The organism is Streptomyces sp. 3330 (genome assembly GCF_031456635.1).
In the GTDB taxonomy this organism is placed as follows: Bacteria; Actinomycetota; Actinomycetes; order Streptomycetales; family Streptomycetaceae; genus Streptomyces.
Map to the genome: position 1 here is coordinate 148501 of NZ_JAVDVA010000020.1, position 17696 is coordinate 166196.

17 protein-coding genes are annotated in these 17696 nt (G+C 72.2%); 6 read left to right on the forward strand and 11 right to left on the reverse strand.

The genetic code is table 11. From position 1 onward, the window contains the following. Window positions 1-118: 118 nt before the first annotated feature. From J2X68_RS29320 to J2X68_RS29340, 5 genes are all read right to left on the reverse strand, one after another. Complete coding sequence (locus tag J2X68_RS29320; RefSeq protein ID WP_310435604.1) at window positions 119-1054, reverse strand: amidohydrolase family protein; 936 nt, start codon at window positions 1052-1054, stop codon at window positions 119-121. 118 nt (window positions 1055-1172) lie between these two features. Next, the gene (locus J2X68_RS29325; protein WP_399041114.1) at window positions 1173-4358 is read right to left on the reverse strand and encodes a glycosyl hydrolase family 95 catalytic domain-containing protein; all 3186 of its coding nucleotides are present in this window, start codon (window positions 4356-4358) and stop codon (window positions 1173-1175) included. Between the two features lie 311 nt (window positions 4359-4669). Beyond that, complete coding sequence (locus J2X68_RS29330; RefSeq protein WP_310435606.1) at window positions 4670-5710, reverse strand: ABC transporter permease; 1041 nt, start codon at window positions 5708-5710, stop codon at window positions 4670-4672. A gap of 2 nt (window positions 5711-5712) precedes the next feature. Then, on the reverse strand, window positions 5713-7287 hold the full coding sequence (locus J2X68_RS29335) for a sugar ABC transporter ATP-binding protein (protein ID WP_310435607.1): 1575 nt from the start codon (window positions 7285-7287) through the stop codon (window positions 5713-5715). A 106-nt stretch (window positions 7288-7393) separates the two neighbouring features. Next, window positions 7394-8446: a sugar ABC transporter substrate-binding protein gene (locus tag J2X68_RS29340; RefSeq protein WP_310435608.1), complete on the reverse strand. Its 1053-nt coding sequence runs from the start codon at window positions 8444-8446 to the stop codon at window positions 7394-7396. A gap of 864 nt (window positions 8447-9310) precedes the next feature. On the opposite strand from J2X68_RS29340, the gene J2X68_RS29345 reads away from it, so the two are divergent. Next, window positions 9311-9838, forward strand: coding sequence for a fumarylacetoacetate hydrolase family protein (locus J2X68_RS29345; protein WP_310435609.1), 528 nt, complete (start codon window positions 9311-9313; stop codon window positions 9836-9838). An 11-nt stretch (window positions 9839-9849) separates the two neighbouring features. After that, on the forward strand, window positions 9850-11190 hold the full coding sequence (locus J2X68_RS29350; protein WP_310435610.1) for an L-fuconate dehydratase: 1341 nt from the start codon (window positions 9850-9852) through the stop codon (window positions 11188-11190). A gap of 91 nt (window positions 11191-11281) precedes the next feature. On the opposite strand, the gene J2X68_RS29355 is transcribed toward J2X68_RS29350, so the two are convergent. Then, window positions 11282-12262 carry a DMT family transporter gene (locus J2X68_RS29355; protein WP_310435611.1) on the reverse strand — a complete coding sequence of 327 codons (981 nt, stop codon included), beginning with the start codon at window positions 12260-12262 and terminating at the stop codon, window positions 11282-11284. Further along, a complete protein-coding gene (locus tag J2X68_RS29360; RefSeq protein ID WP_310435612.1) occupies window positions 12259-12891 on the reverse strand; it encodes a TetR/AcrR family transcriptional regulator in 633 nt (210 codons plus the stop codon). The genes J2X68_RS29355 and J2X68_RS29360 overlap by 4 nt, the downstream gene beginning before the upstream one ends. A 158-nt stretch (window positions 12892-13049) precedes the next feature. Here J2X68_RS29360 and J2X68_RS29365 point away from each other — a divergent pair, with 158 nt between their 5' ends. Further along, window positions 13050-14015 (forward strand): YihY/virulence factor BrkB family protein, encoded by a 966-nt coding sequence (locus J2X68_RS29365; RefSeq protein WP_310435613.1) that lies wholly within the window; start codon window positions 13050-13052, stop codon window positions 14013-14015. An 82-nt stretch (window positions 14016-14097) separates the two neighbouring features. On the opposite strand, the gene J2X68_RS29370 is transcribed toward J2X68_RS29365, so the two are convergent. Further along, window positions 14098-14526 (reverse strand): DUF6003 family protein, encoded by a 429-nt coding sequence (locus tag J2X68_RS29370; RefSeq protein ID WP_310435614.1) that lies wholly within the window; start codon window positions 14524-14526, stop codon window positions 14098-14100. A gap of 133 nt (window positions 14527-14659) precedes the next feature. Next, entirely contained in the window at window positions 14660-15331 is a 672-nt protein-coding gene (locus tag J2X68_RS29375) for a beta-glucanase (protein ID WP_310435615.1), read from the reverse strand. Window positions 15332-15547: 216 nt separating this feature from the next. On the opposite strand from J2X68_RS29375, the gene J2X68_RS29380 reads away from it, so the two are divergent. After that, window positions 15548-15778: a hypothetical protein gene (locus J2X68_RS29380; RefSeq protein ID WP_310435616.1), complete on the forward strand. Its 231-nt coding sequence runs from the start codon at window positions 15548-15550 to the stop codon at window positions 15776-15778. A 280-nt stretch (window positions 15779-16058) separates the two neighbouring features. On the opposite strand, the gene J2X68_RS29385 is transcribed toward J2X68_RS29380, so the two are convergent. Continuing rightward, window positions 16059-16286 (reverse strand): DUF2945 domain-containing protein, encoded by a 228-nt coding sequence (locus J2X68_RS29385; RefSeq protein WP_310435617.1) that lies wholly within the window; start codon window positions 16284-16286, stop codon window positions 16059-16061. Between the two features lie 281 nt (window positions 16287-16567). On the opposite strand from J2X68_RS29385, the gene J2X68_RS29390 reads away from it, so the two are divergent. Continuing rightward, window positions 16568-16924 carry a PRC-barrel domain-containing protein gene (locus J2X68_RS29390; protein WP_310435618.1) on the forward strand — a complete coding sequence of 119 codons (357 nt, stop codon included), beginning with the start codon at window positions 16568-16570 and terminating at the stop codon, window positions 16922-16924. Between the two features lie 25 nt (window positions 16925-16949). Then, entirely contained in the window at window positions 16950-17123 is a 174-nt protein-coding gene (locus J2X68_RS29395; protein ID WP_310435619.1) for a hypothetical protein, read from the forward strand. A gap of 44 nt (window positions 17124-17167) precedes the next feature. On the opposite strand, the gene J2X68_RS29400 is transcribed toward J2X68_RS29395, so the two are convergent. Continuing rightward, on the reverse strand, window positions 17168-17626 hold the full coding sequence (locus J2X68_RS29400; RefSeq protein WP_310435620.1) for an SRPBCC family protein: 459 nt from the start codon (window positions 17624-17626) through the stop codon (window positions 17168-17170). Window positions 17627-17696: the final 70 nt, after the last annotated feature.

Genomic DNA, 17696 nt, shown 5'->3' on the forward strand with positions numbered 1-17696 from the left:
CAGCCGCACCGCCGGGTGCAACGGCCCCGGCCCCCTCGACGGCCCCCGGTCGGCCCGGAGCGGACGACCGGGGCCGCGGCAGAAGGTCCCCGGCGGGGGTGGAGCGTCCACGCGGCCCTCACAGGCCGAACAGCTCGGCGGCGTTGTCGTGGCACACCGCCCGCAGCCACTCGTCCCCGAGCCCCAGCCGCTCCAGCGCGTGCAGCTGATGGAGGTACGGATAAGGGATGTTGGGGAAGTCGGAGCCGAGCAGCACGCGGTCGCCGAGCCCGGCCAGCCGGGGCAGGGCGCGGCCGGGGAACGGCATCAGCTCCTCGGCGAAGTCGGTGAACGTCATCGTCGTGTCCAGCCGCACCTCCCCGTACCGCTCGGCGAGGCCGAGGAACTCCTCGTACTCGGGCATCCCCAGGTGCGCCACGACCAGTCGCAGCCGGGGGTGCCGCGCCAGCACCCGCGCGACCGGCTCGGGGCCGGTGTGCTTGCCGGGTGCGGGCCCGGAGCCGCAGTGGATCACGACGGGGATCCCGGCCTCGGCCAGCAACCCCCAGGTGCTGTCCAGGAGTGCGTCGGCCGGGTCGTAGGCCCCCACCTGGACGTGCGCCTTGAGGACGCGCGCGCCCGCCTCGACGGCCTCCCGGACGTACGTCTCCACGTCCGCCTCGGGGTAGAGGGTGGCGGTGTGCAGACAGTCGGGGGTGCGGCGGGCGAAGTCGGCCGCCCAGTCGTTCAGCCACCGGGCCATGCCCGGCTTGTGCGGGTAGAGCATCGCGGTGAAGGCCCGGACGCCGAACTCCCGCAGCAGGACGGTCCGTTCGGATTCCTCGTGCCGGTAGGTGATCGGCCATTCGAGCCCGCCGGTCCGCGGGCCGAGGGCGTCGAAGTAGGCCCAGACCTTGCGCAGCACCTGCTCGGGCATGAAGTGCGTGTGGACGTCGACGAGGCCGGGGAGTCCGAGCCGCTCCCAGAAGCGGCGCACCTCCCCGGCCTCCTCCCGCACAGGGGTCGGTTCGGCGGTGCCACCGGGGTCGACGGGTTCCGTACGGTGATCATCCATGGCGCCCACGATCGGCCCGGGTGCCGTCGCGGGTCCACTCCCGCGCGCGGGAAATCGATGAGGGATCCGTCACCCGGCCCACCGGCTGCGGGGCCGGGGCGGCGGGCCGGCGCCGCCGTCAGGGCTTGGCCGGCCTCACCCTCCTGTCGACGCCGTTCACCCGCACGGTGACGTCGTTCCGGTTGCGCGCCCGGTCGGCCACGATCTCGTAGGACGTCACCTTCCCGTTCCGCCACGCGCAGCTGACCTCGTAGCCGCCCCGGGCGCGGAGCCCGGTGAAGGAACCCTCGGCCTTCCAGCCGTCCGGCAGGGCGGGCAGCAGGTCGATGACCCCGTCGTGGCTCTGCAGCAGCATCTCCGCCACGGCGCCCGAGATGCCGAAGTTGCCGTCCATCTGGAAGGGCGGGTGGTTGCAGAACAGGTTGGGCAGCGTGTTGTAGGTCAGCAGTCCGCGCAGCATGATCTGGGCGCGCCGGCCGTCGCGGAGGCGGGCGAAGAGGGCCGCCCGCCAGGGCCAGGTCCACGAGCGGCGGCTGTCGCCCGACACGGTGGCGGCCGTGAACGGGACACCTTCCTTCTCGCCGCAGCGGGCCTTGAGGGAGACGAGCGCCGCGGCGGCGAGGTCCGGCGTCCTCGGGGTGATCTGGCGGCCCGGGTAGACCGCGAAGAGGTGCGAGGTGTGGCGGTGGATGTCGGTGGGGCTGTCGATGTCCTCCTGCCACTCCTGGAGCTGGCCCCACCGGCCGATCCTGTTCGGCGCGAGACGCGCCTGCAGGTCCGCGACCTCGGCCCGGTGCGCGGGATCCGCGTCGAGCGCCGCTGCGCAGTCGAGGTAGTTCTGGAACAGGTCCCAGATGATCTGCTGGTCGTACATGACGCCGTCCTCGCGCGGCCCGTGCTCCGGCGACCAGCCGTTCGGCGCGACCAGGAGACCGTCCTCACGCTCCTTCAGGTGATCCTCCCAGAACGCGCAGATCTCCTTGATCATCGGGTACGCGACGGTACGGAGGTAGGCCAGGTCCTGGGTGAACGCCCAGTGCTCGTACAGGTGCTGGGCGTACCAGGCGCTCGCGACGGTGTTCCACTCCCACGCGTTGCCGCCGAAGATGCTCTGGCTGGTGCGGGCGGTCCAGCCGCGGGTGTCCTGGCCGAAGGCGTTGCGGGTGGCCACGCGGCTCGGTACCGCCACCTGTTCGACGAACCGGACGAGCGCCTCATGGCACTCCGGCAGGTTCGTCGTCTCGGCCCCCCAGTAGTTCATCTGGACATTGATGTTGGTGTGGTAGTCGGAGGCCCAGGCGGGCTGGTTCTGGTCGTTCCACAGTCCTTGGAGGTTGGCGGGCAGGCCGTTCGGGCGGGAGGAACTGATCAGCAGGTAGCGGCCGTAGTCGAACATCGTCTGTTCGAGGGTCGGGTCCTCCCCGCCCGCCGCGTAGCGCGCCAGTCGCGCGTCGGTGGGCAGGGCGGCGACGGCGGCGGAGGAGTCGCCCCAAGTGACCGAGACCCGTTTCATGAGGGCGCTCGTCTCGGCGATGTGCCGGGCGCGCAGCTCGTCGTAGGGCCGTGCGGCCGTCCGGTCGAGCGACCGGGCGACGATCGGTCCGGGAGCGGCTCCGCGCCAGCCGGCGGCGGCGTCGAGCCGGTAGTCGGTGCGGGCGTCGAGGAACAGGGTCAGGGTCGTGCAGCCGCTGAACCGGAGCACCGTCCCGTCGGTGTCGAGGCGGCCGTCGGTGTGCACCGCCTGGACGGCGCAGGCGTGCCGCAGTGCGTTGCCCATGACCCCGCTGAAGGCGATCCGCCCGGCGCCTGCGTCCACGGTCGTCGGCGCCGCGTCCTGAGCGGACGTCAGCGAGATCGCTCCGGAGAGCCCCTCGGCGCCGTCCGACGTGTAGCGGAAGACCATGACGTCCGCGGACCGGGTGGCGAAGGCCTCCCGCAGGACGCGCCGGCCCGGCGCGCCGAAGCGGGTGACGTGGAGCCCCTCGGCGAGGTCGAGGGAGCGCCGGTAGTCGACGACCGCGCGCCGGCCGCGGGTGTCGAAGTCCTCGCCCTCCAGCGCGATCTCCGCGATCTGGCATCCGGTGGAGGACGCGCCGGGGGTCAGGGTGAGCCGGTAGACGCGGTAGGCCGTGCCGTCGGTGACGGGGAAGGTCCGGCTCTCGCCGCGGTCGGCGAAGGGCGCCCCCGGGTTCCGCGTGTCGAGGGTCGTCCAGGCGGTCCCGTCCCGTGACCCCTCGAGCGTCCACCGCCGGGGGTCGTCCCCGGGGCGGTCGGGGGCCGCCGTCAGCGTGTACGAGGTGATGGCGGCCGGGCGGGGCAGGTCGGCCTGCCAGACGACGGGTGCGGCACCGTCGACCCGCCAGACGGTGGCCGGATCGCGGTCGGCCGAACGGGAGATGTCCGTGGCCCGGGACCCGGGCCGGGCGCCGGAACCCCGGGAGTGTCCGCTCGGCGACGACAGGTACATCGAGGTGTCCCCGCCCAGGTCGACGCCGGACAGGCCGATCTCGCTCACCTGGAAGTGGCTGACCCCCGCCTCGGGGACGAAGGCGAACCGGTAGAAGCGGTAGGCCGCGCTCTCGGCGCAGCGGAATTCCTTGGTCTGGAAGCGGCTGTCGAAGGGCGCGTCCAGGGTGCGGCTGTCCAGCGTGGTCCAGGTGGCGCCGTCGGCGGAACCGGAGAACGTCCACTTCCGCGGGTCGCGCTCGGGCACGTCGTCGGCGCTCGTCAGGCGGTAGGAGGCGACCTCGGCGGGGTCGGGGAGCTCGACCTGCCACAGCACCTGCGGGCCCGGCCCCTCGATGCACCACTTGGTGCTCGACGCGCCGTCGTACGTCCTGTCGACGCCTTCCGTGGAGGAGGAGCTGTACGGTCCCCCGGGCGCCGTGACCGTGGGCTGGGGACGGGAGGCGAAGGTGACGACGAGGTCGCCGAAGGCGCGGTACGAGCCGAAGCCGGTCATGCCGGTGTCGAAATCACTGTCCGGCTTGCCCGCCAGCGCGTTGTCGTAGTCGTTGACCCCGCCCCACAGGCTCTGCTCGTTGAACTGGATACGTTCCTCGTAGGGATCGGCGAAGAGCATGGCGCCGAGCCGGCCGTTGCCGATCGGAAGGGCCTGCGACTGCCAGTCCGCGGCGGGGACGGAGTACCTCAGCGCCTCGCGCGACAGGGACGGCAGGCCGACGCCCGCCGACGGGTCGGCCTCGGCCGCGTCGGCCTGACCGGCAGGTGCGGCGCCCGTCAGCTGCGTGGCCAGAGGCGCGACGGCGAGCGCGCCGCCGAGCTTGAGGACGCTTCGTCTCAACGGTGGGGATTCGTTGATCACAGTCAGATCTCCCGGCCCATTCATCGGCTCTTTCGTGGAGGAGTAGCGGCCACATCGGCATAAGCCGAGGGCTTCTTCACTCCGATCTACCCTCCCGGGAAGATAGATCGGATGTCTAGGGGTTGTGATCGTGATCGGCCGTCACCTGACGGCTCGTGCGTCCCGACGCGGCTCGCCGCGAGCCAGTGCTCGACGGCGGCCATGTGGACGGTCGCGGTGGAAACGGCCGGCAGCGTCGGCGGGACTCGCGCGGGCCGGCCGCGGGCCGGCGCGAGGTCCCGGCTCCGGGGCTATTCCTGCTTCTCGCCCGAGGCGAAGCGGGAGATGATCAGCGCGACGATGATGATCGCTCCGTTGAGGAACTGGTTCCACAGCGGCGGTACGCCCGCCAGCGTCATCACGTTGACGACCAGCTGGAGGGTCAGCACACCGGTGAGCGCGCCGAACACCGAGCCCTTGCCGCCGTTGAGGCTGACGCCGCCGATGACCGTCGCGGCGAACACCTGGAAGATCCAGCCGCTGCCCTGGGTGGCGGAGATGGAACCGTAGTGACCGCTGTAGAGGATGCCGGCGAACGCGGCCAGCAGGCTGCCGGTGATCAGGACGACCCACACGATCCGGTCGACCCGGATACCGGCGGTCCGGGCGGCCTCCGCGTTGCCGCCGATCGCGTAGAGCGCCCGGCCGTGCCGCAGCCAGGCCAGCGCGCAGCCGCCCACCGCGAACAGCACCGCGCAGATCCAGATGGCGGCCGGGACGCCCAGCCAGGAGGCCTTGCCCAGATAGGTGAAGGAGGGCGGCAGATCCACGATGGACTGGCCTTCGGAGAGGGCCACTTGGAGCCCGCGCAGCATGGTCAGTCCGCCGAGCGTGACGATGAAGCCGTTGAGGCGCAGCTTGAGGATGAGGAAGCCGTTGAGGGCGCCGATCGCCACGCCCACGAGGAGGCAGAGCGGGATCGCCGTCCACTGCGGGAAGAGCCCCAGGCCGTTGAACCGGCCGCCGCTGGTGGGCAGGACGAGCCAGACGGCGATGACGGGCGCCACCCCGATCGTGGACTCCAGGGAGAGGTCCATCCGGCCGACGATCAGGATCAGCGCGGTGGCGAGGACCAGCAGGCTCAGCTCGGTGGACTGCTGGGCCACGCCGATGAGGTTGTCGGAGGTGAGGAAGGCCGGGGAGACGATGAACCCGATCAGGCCGAGGACGAGGATGGCCGGGACGAGGGACAGTTCACGGAAGCGGCCGAGATCGGGGCCCCGCCGGCGGCCCTCGGCGGTCGGCTGCGCCACGCTCGCTGCGGGGTCGGTGACATCGGTGGTGGCGGACATGACTACCTTCCGTGCTCTTCGGTGTCGGCTGCTGCGGGGGTACCGGCGACGCCCTCCATGGCGGCGACCATCTGTTCGTCCTTCCAGCCGCGGTCGAACTCGGCGACGACGCGGCCGTGGAACATGACCACGACCCGGTCGCACGCCCTGAGGTCGTCCAGTTCGTCGGAGACGATGAGCGCGGCCTTCCCGGCTTCCGCGACCGCACGGATCCTGGCGAGCAGGAACTCCTTGGACCTGACGTCCACTCCGTTGGTGGGCCGGACGGCGACCAGGACATGCGGGCCGGTGGCCAGGGCCCGGGCCACGACGACCTTCTGCTGGTTGCCGCCGGAGAGCGCGGCGACCGGGGTGCCCGCACCCGGCGTCTTGATGTCGAGATCGCGGATCATGCGCCGGGCGAAGGTCCTGGTGCGGGCCGGCAGGACGATGCCGAACGGACCGAGCTGGTCGGTGACGGTGAGGGTCGCGTTCTCCGCGACGCTGCGGTTGCCGACGAGTCCCTGGGCGTGCCGGTCCTCCGGCACCAGACCGACGCCCGCGCCGAGGGCCGCCGGGACGCTGCCGGTGCGGACGGCCCGTCCGGCGACCGAGATCCTGCCGCCCTCGGCGCGGTGCAGTCCGGCGACGGCCTCCCCCACCTGGACGTTGCCGCTGGCGGTCGCGCCCGCGAGACCGACCACCTCACCGGTGCGGACGGCGAGCGACAGGTCCCGGCACGCGCCCGTCAGGGTCAGCCCGTCGACCGTGAGCAGTTCCCGGCCGCCGTCCGGGGCGGCGGTCCGCGTGTCGTCGGCGCCCGGCGTCGTGGCGGACTCGCCGGTCATGGCCTCGACCAGTTCGTGCTTGCCGAGTCCGGCCACCGCCGCGGTGCGGATGTGGGCCGCGTCGCGGTAGACGGTGACCGTGGTGCACAGGTCGTAGACCTCTTGCAGGTGGTGGGAGATGAAGAGGAAGGCGACGCCCTGTCGCTGGAGGTCCCGGAGCTTGCCGAAGAGCCGGTCGATGCCGCGGGCGTCCAGCTTGGCGGTCGGCTCGTCCAGCACGATGAACCGGGCGCCGAAGGACAGCGCCCGTGCGATCTCGACGAACTGCCGTTGTTCCACGGTGAGATGCCTGGCCCGGACAGAGGGGTCGACGTCCACTCCGTACTCGCCCAGGAGCTGCTCGGCGCGCTGCCGCAGGTCCTTCCAGCGGATGGGGCGCAGCGCGGCGTCGCTCTGCCGGTTCAGGAAGAGGTTCTCGGCGACGGTCAGCTCGCCGATGATCGTGGACCGCTGGTAGACACAGGTGACCTTGGAGCGCCAGGCGTCGATGTCACCGAAGGCGGGTGCCGGTTCGCCGGAGAAGCGCAGGGTGCCGGTGTCGGGCTGCTGAAGCCCGGTGAGGATGGACACGAGCGTCGACTTGCCCGCGCCGTTGCGTCCGACCAGGGCGTGCGACTCGCCCTCGGCGACGGTGATACGGGCGTCGCGCAGGGCGACGGTGGCGCCGTACCGTTTGCTGATCCCGGTCGCCTCGGCCACCGGGGCGCGGCTCCCGGTGCCTGCCGCCGGGGCGGTCGCGGAGTCCGCCATGGTGAATACCGTCCTTCTGGTCCTGATGCGGGGGTACGGACACGGACGAGGAGGCGGAGGGACGGGGTGCGCCGGCCCTCCGCGCGATAGCCCTCGGGGCCGGTCGCTAGCCGACGTTGTTGCCCCACAGCGTCTTGTCCTCGACGTTGTCCTTGGTCACCAGCGGGGCGGGCAGCTGGTCCTCGAGACCGTTCGGGATCTCGATGATCGTGGAGTCGTGGTCGGTCTTCCCCGCCTTGAACGTCTTGCCGTCGGCCGCCGCCCGGGCGTAGTACAGCGCGTACTTGGCGTAGAGGTCGGCGGGCTGGGAGACCGTCGCGTCGATCTGTCCCTTGCGGATCGCGTCGAACTCCTGCGGAATGCCGTCGTTGGAGATGATCGAGATGTGCCCCTCCCGGCCGGCCGGCTCGAGCAGGCCCTTCTGCTCCAGCAGCGCCAGGGTGGGCTGCAGGAACACGCCGCCCGCCTGCATGTAGATGCCGTTCAGATCGGGGTGCTGGGCGAGCAGGCTCTGCAGCTTGGCGGAGGCCACGTCGCCCTTCCAGTCGGTGGGCAGCTCGAAAACCTTGATCTTCGGGAACTTCTCCTTCATGCAGGCGGCGAAGGCCTCGGAGCGGTCGCGGCCGTTGATGGAGTCGAGCGCGCCCTGGAGTTCGGCGACCTTGCCCGTGCCGCCGAGCTGCTTGCCCAGGAACTCGCAGGCCTTGGTGCCGTAGGCCTTGTTGTCGGCGCGTACGACCATGTAGACGTCACCCTTGTCGGGGCGGGTGTCGACGCTGACCACGGGGATCTTCTTCGAGGCGAGCGCGTCGAGGGTGGAGGCGATGGCGCCGGTGTCCTGGGGGGCCATGACGACGGCCTTGGCGCCCGTGTTCTGGAACACCTGCACATTGGCGACCAGCTTGGTGACGTCGTTCTGCGAGTTGCTCAGCGGCAGCGCGTTGACGCCGTCCGCCTTGACGTCCTTCTTCACGTAGTCGGCGTAGGAGTTCCAGAAGTCCGAGTCGGAGCGCGGCAGGTCGATGCCGATGGCGGGTTTGTCCGCGCCGCCCGCGGCACCCGAACCGGTGCTCTCGCGGTTGCATGCGGTGACGAGGGCGAGCGTCACGAGGACGGCGCCGGCGGCTGCGGCGGCGGAGCGGGTGCGAGCGAGCTTCATGGCCGTGTGTTTCTCCTTAGCCAGGGCAGGGCGGTGCACGGCGGCGGCGGAGGCGTTCGCGCCGGGTGGCGGGACGGGACCTCGAACCGGGGAGGCGGCCGCTGCGGGGGCATGCGCGGAAGGTGCCGACGGGGATGGGACGAAGGTCGGGCGGAGGGCCGAGAAAGGCGGAGTCGGACAGCCGGGAGGAGGCATCGAAGCTGATTCCTCCGATGTATCCGGGACGACGTGGACGTTACGACGGCGTTGCCGACGTTGACAAGGGTCCGTTCCTCAACGATTTCCCCGGCGCCGGACCGCCCGCGGGCACGAACCCGGCCGGCGACCGTGAGCAATCCTCACCGACCACCCTTGAGCTGGGCCGATCCGCCGCCGCCCGGCCACGGCGCGAGAAGCTCCGGAGTGCACGAGTCTCCAGGGTCCCGCTCCCGGGACCGGCGCCCCGGGGAGGCCGCGGCGCCGGCCCCACCGCGCAGGGCGCGCCGAACTCCTCTACGGGCAAGGGCAGTCGTCGCCGTACAGAAGAGGCCGGGGTTCCGGCACAGGGCACGCTGGACGCGTATTCGTCGGATGGCCCGCGCCGGACTCACGGAACCGCCCCGACGAACCGGGACAAGTCCCTGCGCGCTTCGGCGAGGAGGAACGGATCGCGGCGGATACATCCGAGGACTGCATTGCCCGGACGCTTGTAAGCCCTTACAGTCACGGAGTCGCCAGTCCTCCGATGAATACGGGTTGATTCCGGACTGTTCGCGTGATGCGACCGGTCACCTGCGCGAACGGACCACCGGCTCGCCCGGCGGCCCTTCGCGGCGCGGGGAGACGCATGCGCGGACGAAGCACCCATGACAAGGGAGTTGCTCAGTGAAACTTCTACGCGCCGGCCCCCCGGAAGAGGAGCGGCCCGCGGTCCGCGCCCACGACGGCCGACTGCTGGACCTGAGCCCGGTGACCCCCGAGATCGACGGCCTCTTCCTCTCCTCGGGCGGCGCCGACCGGGCGCGCGCCGCGGCCGGGGCCGGCGGGCTGCCGGAAGTCGACGCGGAGGGCCTGCGCGTCGGCGCGCCCGTCGCCCGGCCGGGGAAGATCGTCTGCGTCGGCCTGAACCACCCTGACCACGCCGCCGAGACCGGGGCCGCGATCCCGGGCCGCCCGCTGGTCTTCATGAAGGACCCGGGCACCGTCGTCGGCCCCTGTGACGAGGTGCCGATGCCGCGCGGCTCCCGGTACACGGTCCTGGAGCCGGGCGACGGGATCGACACGGGCACGCACGCGGGTGTGGCACTCGGCCTGCCCGGCACCCCCTACCTCCGTCCCGGCGACACCGTCGAGCCCGAGATCGACGGGCTCGGCGGGCTCGGCGGCCGGCGGCAGACCTTCGGCCAAGCGTGAAAGGCACCCCCTTGTCTGGAACTTCCGCCCGGATCATCTCGGTCGACACGCACGACATCCGCTTCCCCACCTCCCGGGAACTGGACGGCTCCGACGCGATGAACCCGGACCCCGACTACTCCGCCGCCTATGTGGTGCTGCGCACCGACGCCGGCGACGGGCTCGAAGGCCACGGCTTCACCTTCACGATCGGGCGCGGCAACGACGTCCAGGTCGCGGCGATCGGAGCCCTGCGCCCCCATCTCCTGGGCCGTTCCGTCGAGGAGCTGTGCGCCGATCCGGGATCGCTCAGCCGCGATCTGATCGGCGACAGCCAACTGCGCTGGCTCGGCCCCGAGAAGGGGGTCATGCATATGGCGATCGGGGCCGTGGTGAACGCGGTGTGGGACCTCACCGCCAAGCGGGCCGGGCAGCCGCTGTGGCACCTGCTCGCGCACGCCGAGCCCGAGTGGCTGGTCTCCCAGGTCGACTTCCGCTACATCGCCGACGCCCTCACCCCCGAGGACGCCCTGACCCTGCTGCGGAACGGGCGTGCCGGGCTCGCCGAGCGCGAAGCGGTGCTGCTGGAGCGCGGCTACCCCGGGTACACCACCTCTCCGGGCTGGCTCGGCTACTCCGACGAGAAGCTCACCCGACTCGCCAAGGAGGCGGTCGCCGACGGCTTCACCCAGATCAAGCTCAAGGTCGGCGCCGACCTGGCGGACGACGTCCGGCGGCTGCGCACCGCCCGCGCCGCCGTCGGGGACGGCATCCGCATCGCCATCGACGCCAACCAGCGCTGGAACGTCGGCGAGGCGATCGAGTGGGTCCGCGCCCTCGCGGAGTTCGACCCGTACTGGATCGAGGAGCCCACGAGTCCGGACGACATCCTCGGCCACGCGGCCGTCCGCGCGGGCGTCGCGCCCGTGCGGGTCGCCACCGGCGAGCACGTCCACAACCGCATCGTCTTCAAGCAACTGCTCCAGGCCGGCGCCCTGGACGTCCTCCAGATCGACGCCGCGCGCGTCGGCGGCGTCAACGAGAATCTCGCGATCCTGCTGCTGGCCGCGAAGTTCGGGGTCCCGGTGTGTCCGCACGCCGGCGGTGTGGGGCTGTGCGAGCTGGTGCAGCACCTGTCGATGTTCGACTACCTGGCCCTGTCCGGAACCACCGAGAACCGGGTCATCGAGTACGTCGACCACCTGCACGAACACTTCGTCACACCGGTGGTGATCCGCGACGGCCACTACACCGCGCCGCCGGCCCCGGGCTTCTCCGCCGCGATGCACGCCGCCTCCCTCGCCGAGTACCGCTATCCCGACGGCGTCTTCTGGGTCGCCGACCTCGCCGCCGAGGGGGACGCCGCCCCATGACCGGCGTTCCAGGTCGTGCGGCCGTCGTGAGCGGCGGCGCGGCCGGCATCGGGCGCACGACCCGCGCGGCCGCGCTGTGTCTCCCCGCCTCTCACCGCTCCGCCCCGACCGGAACCGTACGGGCCGCCGGGGCTTCGCAGGTCCGCGCAGCCGTGCGGGTCGGCAGGGTGAGCACGGCGAGACAGGCGACGACCAAGGCGATGCCGGTCCAGCCGAGCAGGGGCAGCCGTTCGCCGACGACCAGCACGGCGAGCACGGCCGCGACGGCGGGTTCCAGCAGCGAGAGCGTGGTCGCGGTGCTCGCCGGCACGTGCGTCAGGCCCCAGCCGAACAGGACGTACCCGGTGAACATGGGGACCAGCGCCATGTAGACGCCGACGGCCGCGTCGGACCAGGAGCCGAGCAACGGGGCGCCGGTGGCCCACAGCACGGGCAGCAGGAGCACCCCGCCCAGCCCGAAGACGGCGCCCATGGCCGCGCCGGAGGTGACCCCACGGCTGATCAGGCGATGGGCGGCCCAGGAGTACACGGCATAGGTGAAGCCGGCCACCAGGCCGAGCGCCACGCCGAGGACGGTCGTCCGCACCGCATGGGCCCCGGCGCCCGAAGGCGCCCGGTCCGCTTCGGCCAGGCACAGCAGAACGGTTCCGGACAGGCCGAGAGCGGCGCCCGTCGTCCAACGGCGGGTCAGGCGGCGCCCGTCCATGACGCGTTCGATCACGGCCGACGCGAGGGGGGCCGAGCCGATCGACACCACGGTGCCCGCGGCGACCCCGGCCAGGTGCATCGAGGTGTAGAACGCCAACGGGTAGACCGCCACCGCCGGCGCGCCGAGCGCGACCCATCCCCGCTGCGCGCGCAGCGCGGACCTCTCCCGTGCGATACGGGGAGCGGCGACGAGGGCTTGGAGGAGCCCGCCCAGCCCCATGGCGGCGGCCCCGACGGCGAGGGGCCCCACGTCGGGGGCGAAGGTCGCGGCGGTGCCCGTGGTGCCCCACAGCACCGACGCCACGAGTACGCACAGCGAGCCCGCACCCACCGAGCCGGCCGAGGGTCCGGTGGACCGCGTCACAGCCGGTCCAGCAGGTCGGCCGCCATGGTCCGCGCATGCTCCAGCCGCGTGCCCGCACCCTCCAGACCGGCCCGTGCCATGGCGCCCTCCAGCAGGAACGACAGCTGTTCCGCCCACGCACCGGCCTCCTCGGGCCGGTCGGGCAGCAATTCCCCCAGATGCCCGCGGAGCAGGGACTCGACTTCCTCCTTGTGCCGGCGCACCACCTCCCGGCCCTCGTGCCCGGCGGGCAGCTCGGCGGCCGCGTTCAGCAGCCCGCACCCCCGGAACCCGTGCTCGTGGGCGAGGGCGGCGTGATCGGCGTACGCGTCGAAGACGGCCAGCACGCCGCCCCGGCCGTCCCGGGCCCCTTCGAGCCGCCGCCGGTACAGGCCGAGCCACTCCTCGTGCCGCGCGTCCAGGTAGGCCATCACGAGGTCGGCCTTCGAGGAGAAGTTGTTGTACAGACTCATCTTCGCCACGCCCGCCTCGGCGGTGATGGTGTCGATCCCCGTCGCCGACACGCCGTCCGCGTAGAAGCGGCGCGCGGCGGCGGCGAGCAGGCGCGTGCGCGCCCTGCCCGGCCCCTTCGCCCGCGCCGTGCCGGGTGCCTTGCCGGGTCGCGCGGCGGCGGCCGGGGTGTCGGTCATGGCGTCCCTCCTCATTTCTAGGTAGGCCAGTCTACCTAGAACAGGGGGCCTCGATGTGCCGCGCTCAGGACGGGAACCGGTCCCGGCGGCCGTGCGTGATCGGGGGGAACGGGGCAATCGGACAGGAAGCGACCGCGCGAGAAGGGAGCGTCCACGCCATGGGAACCACCGTCCACGTCCCCCAGACCCGGGACATGATCGGGGAGGAGCTCTCCGGGGACGAGGCGTTCGCCGCGCTGCGCCACTACGGAGGGCTGCGGCTGCTGACCGACTCTTTCGCCCGGTTCCGGTACGCGGACGGCTTCACCAACGCCCGCGCGCTCGCCTTCCAGGTGGTGCTGGGCCTGGTGCCGTGCACCGTGGCCCTCGTCGGGCTGGCCACCTCGGTGCACACGGAGAGCGTGGGCCGGATCATCGAGCTGACCCTCGGCCGCATCGTGCCGGGAGCCAGCGCCGGCATCGTCGAGGACGCCTTCGACGGGACGCGGCGCAGCGCCCGAGGCGACGCGTGGAGCGCGCTCGCCCTCTGGCTCGGCCTGGCCTTCGCCCTGCTCAACCTCGCCTCGGCCATGGGGCAGATCGAGCGGGGCGCCAACCGTATCTACGGCATCGAGCGCGACCGCTCCTTCCCGCGCAAGTACGGCCGGGCGCTGGTCCTGGCGATGTCGGCCGGGCTGCCGCTGGGGCTGGGGTTCGTCGTGCTCGTGGCCGGCGAGGCCGTGGGCGACGCGATCGCGGACACCACGGGGTGGGAGGGCGGTGGGCCGCACTGGTGGGGCGTGCTCGACATCCCCGTGGGCCTCGTGCTGGCCTGGGTGGCCTCCGCCGTGATCTTCCGGTGGTCGCCCCGGCGCACCCAGCCGGGCTACACCTGGCTGGCCTTCGGATCCGCCGTCCACCTGATGCTGTGGATCGCGGCCACATGGCTGCTCGCCCTGTACGTCGAGAAGAGCGGTGCGTTCGGCGCCCTGTACGGTCCGCTCACCGCGTTCATCGCACTGCTGCTCTGGGCCAACCTCACGGCCGTCGCGCTCTTCCTCGGCATCGCGTTCGCCGCCCAGCTCGAAGCGGCCCGCGCGGGCGTCGCGTCGGCCGTGCGGCCGGACCCCGGCCCGGGGGCGTGACGCGCCGCCTCACGCGCCCGGCCCGGGCCGGCCGCCGTGCCCCGCCGCCGTCGCCCGCCCACCGCGGCGGGCGATCGTCGTGTCACCGGCCGCCCGCCGCAGCGGTCACCGTCGCGGGGTCCACACCGGTCAGCTCGACGATGCGGTGCGGCGGCACGCCGACGGCCAGTGCCCGTCCGATCAGATCGTCCCTGCCGTCGGCGCAGTCGCGGTAGGCGAGCAGTTCCTCCTCGACCCGGGCGTGCACCGCCGGAGCCATGTGGTGGCGCACACGGCTCAGTTCCTCCTCGCTCAGCGGCACCGGCAGCCGTTCGGCTCCCTCGGGGACGGCCTCCCGCTCCTCCGGCGGCAGAAGTCGCAGACGCGGGGACGTCGCGGCACTTCCCTGCGCGTCGAGCCAGGCGCGTACCGCCGTGGTGTCCATGCAGGCGAGGTCGCCGACGGCGGCCGGGGCCACCCCGAGCTCCACGGCGCCGTCGTCCAGCAGAAACAGGTAGGCCTCGTCGGTCATGCTCGGCTCCTTCTCTCGACAGGGGACATCGGCCGCCCCGGTGAGGGGCCGATCGACGTCCCTCTACCCCACCGCACCCGGAATACCGTCGGCCCGCACGGCGACGTCCCCGCCCCCCCCTCGCCCCGATCCCTCAGGGGCCGGAGCCCCGCTTCACCGAACGGTGCACCACCAGGCTCTCCACCTCGTAGGACAGCTCGGTGGTGTGGTCGTCGGGGGGCGGGTGGTAACGGCCCGCGCACACCGAGAGGTTGACGATGAGGTAGGCGTGCCAGGAGGAGCCGACGCCCCGTCCGTCGGCGAAGATCCGCTCCCCGTTCAGCGACCAGACGACGCTGCGCCTGCCGAACGTCACGCTCAGATCGATGACGGCGCCCGGGCGGACGGCTTCGTCGCGCACGTAACTGTGCCCCTCGCGGACGTGGTTGCTCAGTTCCAGGAGGTCGGGGTTGTCCGGGTGGTACTCGAAGACGTCCACCTCGTTGCCCCCGTCCCGCCAGGTCCAGATCGCCGGCCAGGCGCCCGAGCCGCCGGGCAGGCGCACCCTGGTGTCGAGCCGGTCTCCGGTGCGGACCATGAAGCCCTCGGGGCTCTCCTCGGTGGTCAGCAGGCCCGCGTCCCACAGCCCGTCGGCTCTGCGCGTGGCGCGGAACGTGCCGGTGCGGGAGTAGGAGGGATCGTCGGTGAGGTGGTCCAGTTTGTTGTCGCCGGGGTTGGTGGGGCCGCCGTCGGGATAGGCCCAGGAACGGCCCGCCACCCATTGACGGTCGGAGGAGAAATCAGCGGTGAAGACGACTGCGCTCACCCGTGGGCTCCCTCTTTCGCAGGGATGCGGCATCACATGCCGGTTTCCTCCCCCGGGGGGCCTCCGCCATGCGACGCCCGAATGCGCGCGACCCGCGATTCACCCGGTCGGCGCAGCGCACGCGCCTGGCGCGGGTGGGCCGCCCACCGCGCCGGGCGCGCCCGCGCCGCCGTCGGCCCGCAGGCGCGGGGTCGGCGAAGGGCGCACGCTGAGGGCATGGTCCTCGCGTACCCCGTCGTGATCTATCCGCCCGCCGCCGACGGCGGGCGACGGGTGCGCGCCGGCGACCACTTCCTGGGGATGGCGTACGGCCTGCTGGACGTCGCCGAGTTCCTCCGGGGGACCGGGCTGGACGACGCCGACGAGGCCTACGTCGAGTCGTCCCCGCTCATCGAGTGGCGCGGCGGCGGCCCCGGGACCTGGAAACACGGACCGGACCGCCGGTGAGCGGACCGCCGCGGAGGCGGGTCGGCGGTGTCCGTGGACGCGTCCGTGGTGGCGGTGACAGTGGTGACGGATGGTGTCGCGGCCCATGAGTGATCGATTGCGTGAGGTGGTGGTCCGGACCGCGGAACTGGCGGACGTGGAGGCGCTGGTGGCGTCCGGCCGCGCCCTGTTCGCGAGGACGCGGGAACCCGTGACCGGGCCGTCGACACCGTCCGCTGCTACGAGCGCAACGGCTTCGCGGACACGTCGGTGACCTTGGAGACCGCACGGTAGGCGACCGTCAGGACCGGCCGCCCTTCTTGCGCAGGGCGCCGGGCTTGTGGACGGCGGAGCGTCCGGTCTTGTCGCTCTCGACCTCGTACTGGGGCTCCTCGGCCGAGGCGTCGACCGTGCGGCCGGCGGCTTCGGTGCGATCGGTGATCTTCTTCTTCACCGTCCCGGTCACCTTCTGGCCGTGGCTCTTCCACGAGACCTTGTCGCCCGTGCGCGGGTCGTCCTTCTTCGGCATGTCGTTCTCCTCGAACAGGCTGCGCAGTCCGGGCCCTCCCGATACGAATGGCTCGGCCGCCCCTCACAGGCTCGCGCCGTCGGCCCGTTCACGCATCCTCAGGCGGCGGCCCCGGCCGCCCGCGGTTCCGGCCGGACGGCGCTCCCGCCCTTCTGCCGGACGGCCTCCCGGCGACCGAGATGCGGTCCCGCCGGCGGAAGCCGCTCCGGATGCGCGGCCGTGCCGTGTGCGCATGACATCGGAGACGCGAACGCGGGTACCCGCACCTGCGGAGGTAGTTCATGTTCGAGGCAAGTGATATCCGTGAATGGCGCGGTCATGACGTGGTGGACCCGCAGGGGCACAAGATCGGCGTCCTGGAGTCGGTCTATGTGGACACCGGAACCGACATGCCCTCCTTCGCCACGGTGACGGTGGGTCTTCCCACCCGCCGCCGTCTGGTGTTCGTGCCGCTCCTCGGGGCGACGGTCGGCCCGGGCTATCTGAAGGTCGCCCACGACAAGAACGCCGTGAAGAAGGCCCCGTCGATCGACCTCGACGGCGAGCTGCACGCCCCCGAGGAGCCGAAGGTCTTCGCGCACTACGAACTGGACTACACACCGGGCGTCGGCGGCGAGCGACGCCTCGCCCGTCGCTGACCCCCAGAGGCCGCCGGGAGACCACATGAGCCTGTTTCTGTTTCTGATCCTCGTGGCCCTCGTCCTGGGCATCATCGGATTCGCGGTCCACGGACTGTTCTACCTGCTGATCATCGGCGCGGTCGTTCTCCTCGCCGATCTCTGCTACGTCGCGATGCGGTTCCGCCGCGGCGGGAGGAGGCACCGTATCGCCCGCTGACCGGCGTCCCCCGGACGAGGAAGCGCCGGGGGCGCGTGCGGGCGTCAGCGCGACGCGATCGCCGCCTCGGCCGCCGCCTTGATGCGGGACCCGAAGGCGGGGGCGTCCTTGCGGGCGGCGGCGAGCGCCAGACCGACGAGGAGCTTGCCCAGTCCGTGGCCTTCGAGGACGTTGAAGATGCGGACCCGGGTCCCGCCGCCGGGCAGCGGCTCCAGGTCGTAACCGCCCTCGCGTACCGCCACGGTGTTCTTCGAGACCTCGGTCCACCGGATCCTCGCCGGGGCTTCGAGCGTGGTGATGCGGAACTCCCGGGCGGTCTTCATCCCGGCGTCCTTGACCGTGCTGCGGAAGACGGTGCCCACCGCGGTCGGGGTTTCGGGAATCCGCTCGATCTTGAGCACCCGGGGGCTGAACTGCGGGTCGTTGCGCCCGTCGGCGAGGTAGGCGAACACCTCCTCGACAGCCCGATCGACCTCCACCGTCGCTTCGAACTGTCCTGACATGAGAACTCCCCATCGGTCGAGTCGCACGCGCGCGAAGGCCATGCGGCACCGTCCGCCGTCTCGTGGCGGC

Bases quoted from the DNA above. Each gene is read 5' to 3' on its own strand.
- J2X68_RS29370 (WP_310435614.1), bottom strand. From the start codon at position 14,526: ATGACCGACGAGGCCTACCTGTTTCTGCTGGACGACGGCGCCGTGGAG.
- J2X68_RS29330 (WP_310435606.1), bottom strand. From the start codon at position 5,710: ATGTCCGCCACCACCGATGTCACCGACCCCGCAGCGAGCGTGGCGCAG.
- J2X68_RS29395 (WP_310435619.1), top strand. From the start codon at position 16,950: ATGAGCCTGTTTCTGTTTCTGATCCTCGTGGCCCTCGTCCTGGGCATC.
- J2X68_RS29385 (WP_310435617.1), bottom strand. From the start codon at position 16,286: ATGCCGAAGAAGGACGACCCGCGCACGGGCGACAAGGTCTCGTGGAAG.
- J2X68_RS29365 (WP_310435613.1), top strand. From the start codon at position 13,050: ATGGGAACCACCGTCCACGTCCCCCAGACCCGGGACATGATCGGGGAG.
- J2X68_RS29320 (WP_310435604.1), bottom strand. From the start codon at position 1,054: ATGGATGATCACCGTACGGAACCCGTCGACCCCGGTGGCACCGCCGAA.
- J2X68_RS29380 (WP_310435616.1), top strand. From the start codon at position 15,548: ATGGTCCTCGCGTACCCCGTCGTGATCTATCCGCCCGCCGCCGACGGC.
- J2X68_RS29360 (WP_310435612.1), bottom strand. From the start codon at position 12,891: ATGACCGACACCCCGGCCGCCGCCGCGCGACCCGGCAAGGCACCCGGC.
- J2X68_RS29400 (WP_310435620.1), bottom strand. From the start codon at position 17,626: ATGTCAGGACAGTTCGAAGCGACGGTGGAGGTCGATCGGGCTGTCGAG.
- J2X68_RS29390 (WP_310435618.1), top strand. From the start codon at position 16,568: ATGTTCGAGGCAAGTGATATCCGTGAATGGCGCGGTCATGACGTGGTG.
- J2X68_RS29335 (WP_310435607.1), bottom strand. From the start codon at position 7,287: ATGGCGGACTCCGCGACCGCCCCGGCGGCAGGCACCGGGAGCCGCGCC.
- J2X68_RS29340 (WP_310435608.1), bottom strand. From the start codon at position 8,446: ATGAAGCTCGCTCGCACCCGCTCCGCCGCCGCAGCCGCCGGCGCCGTC.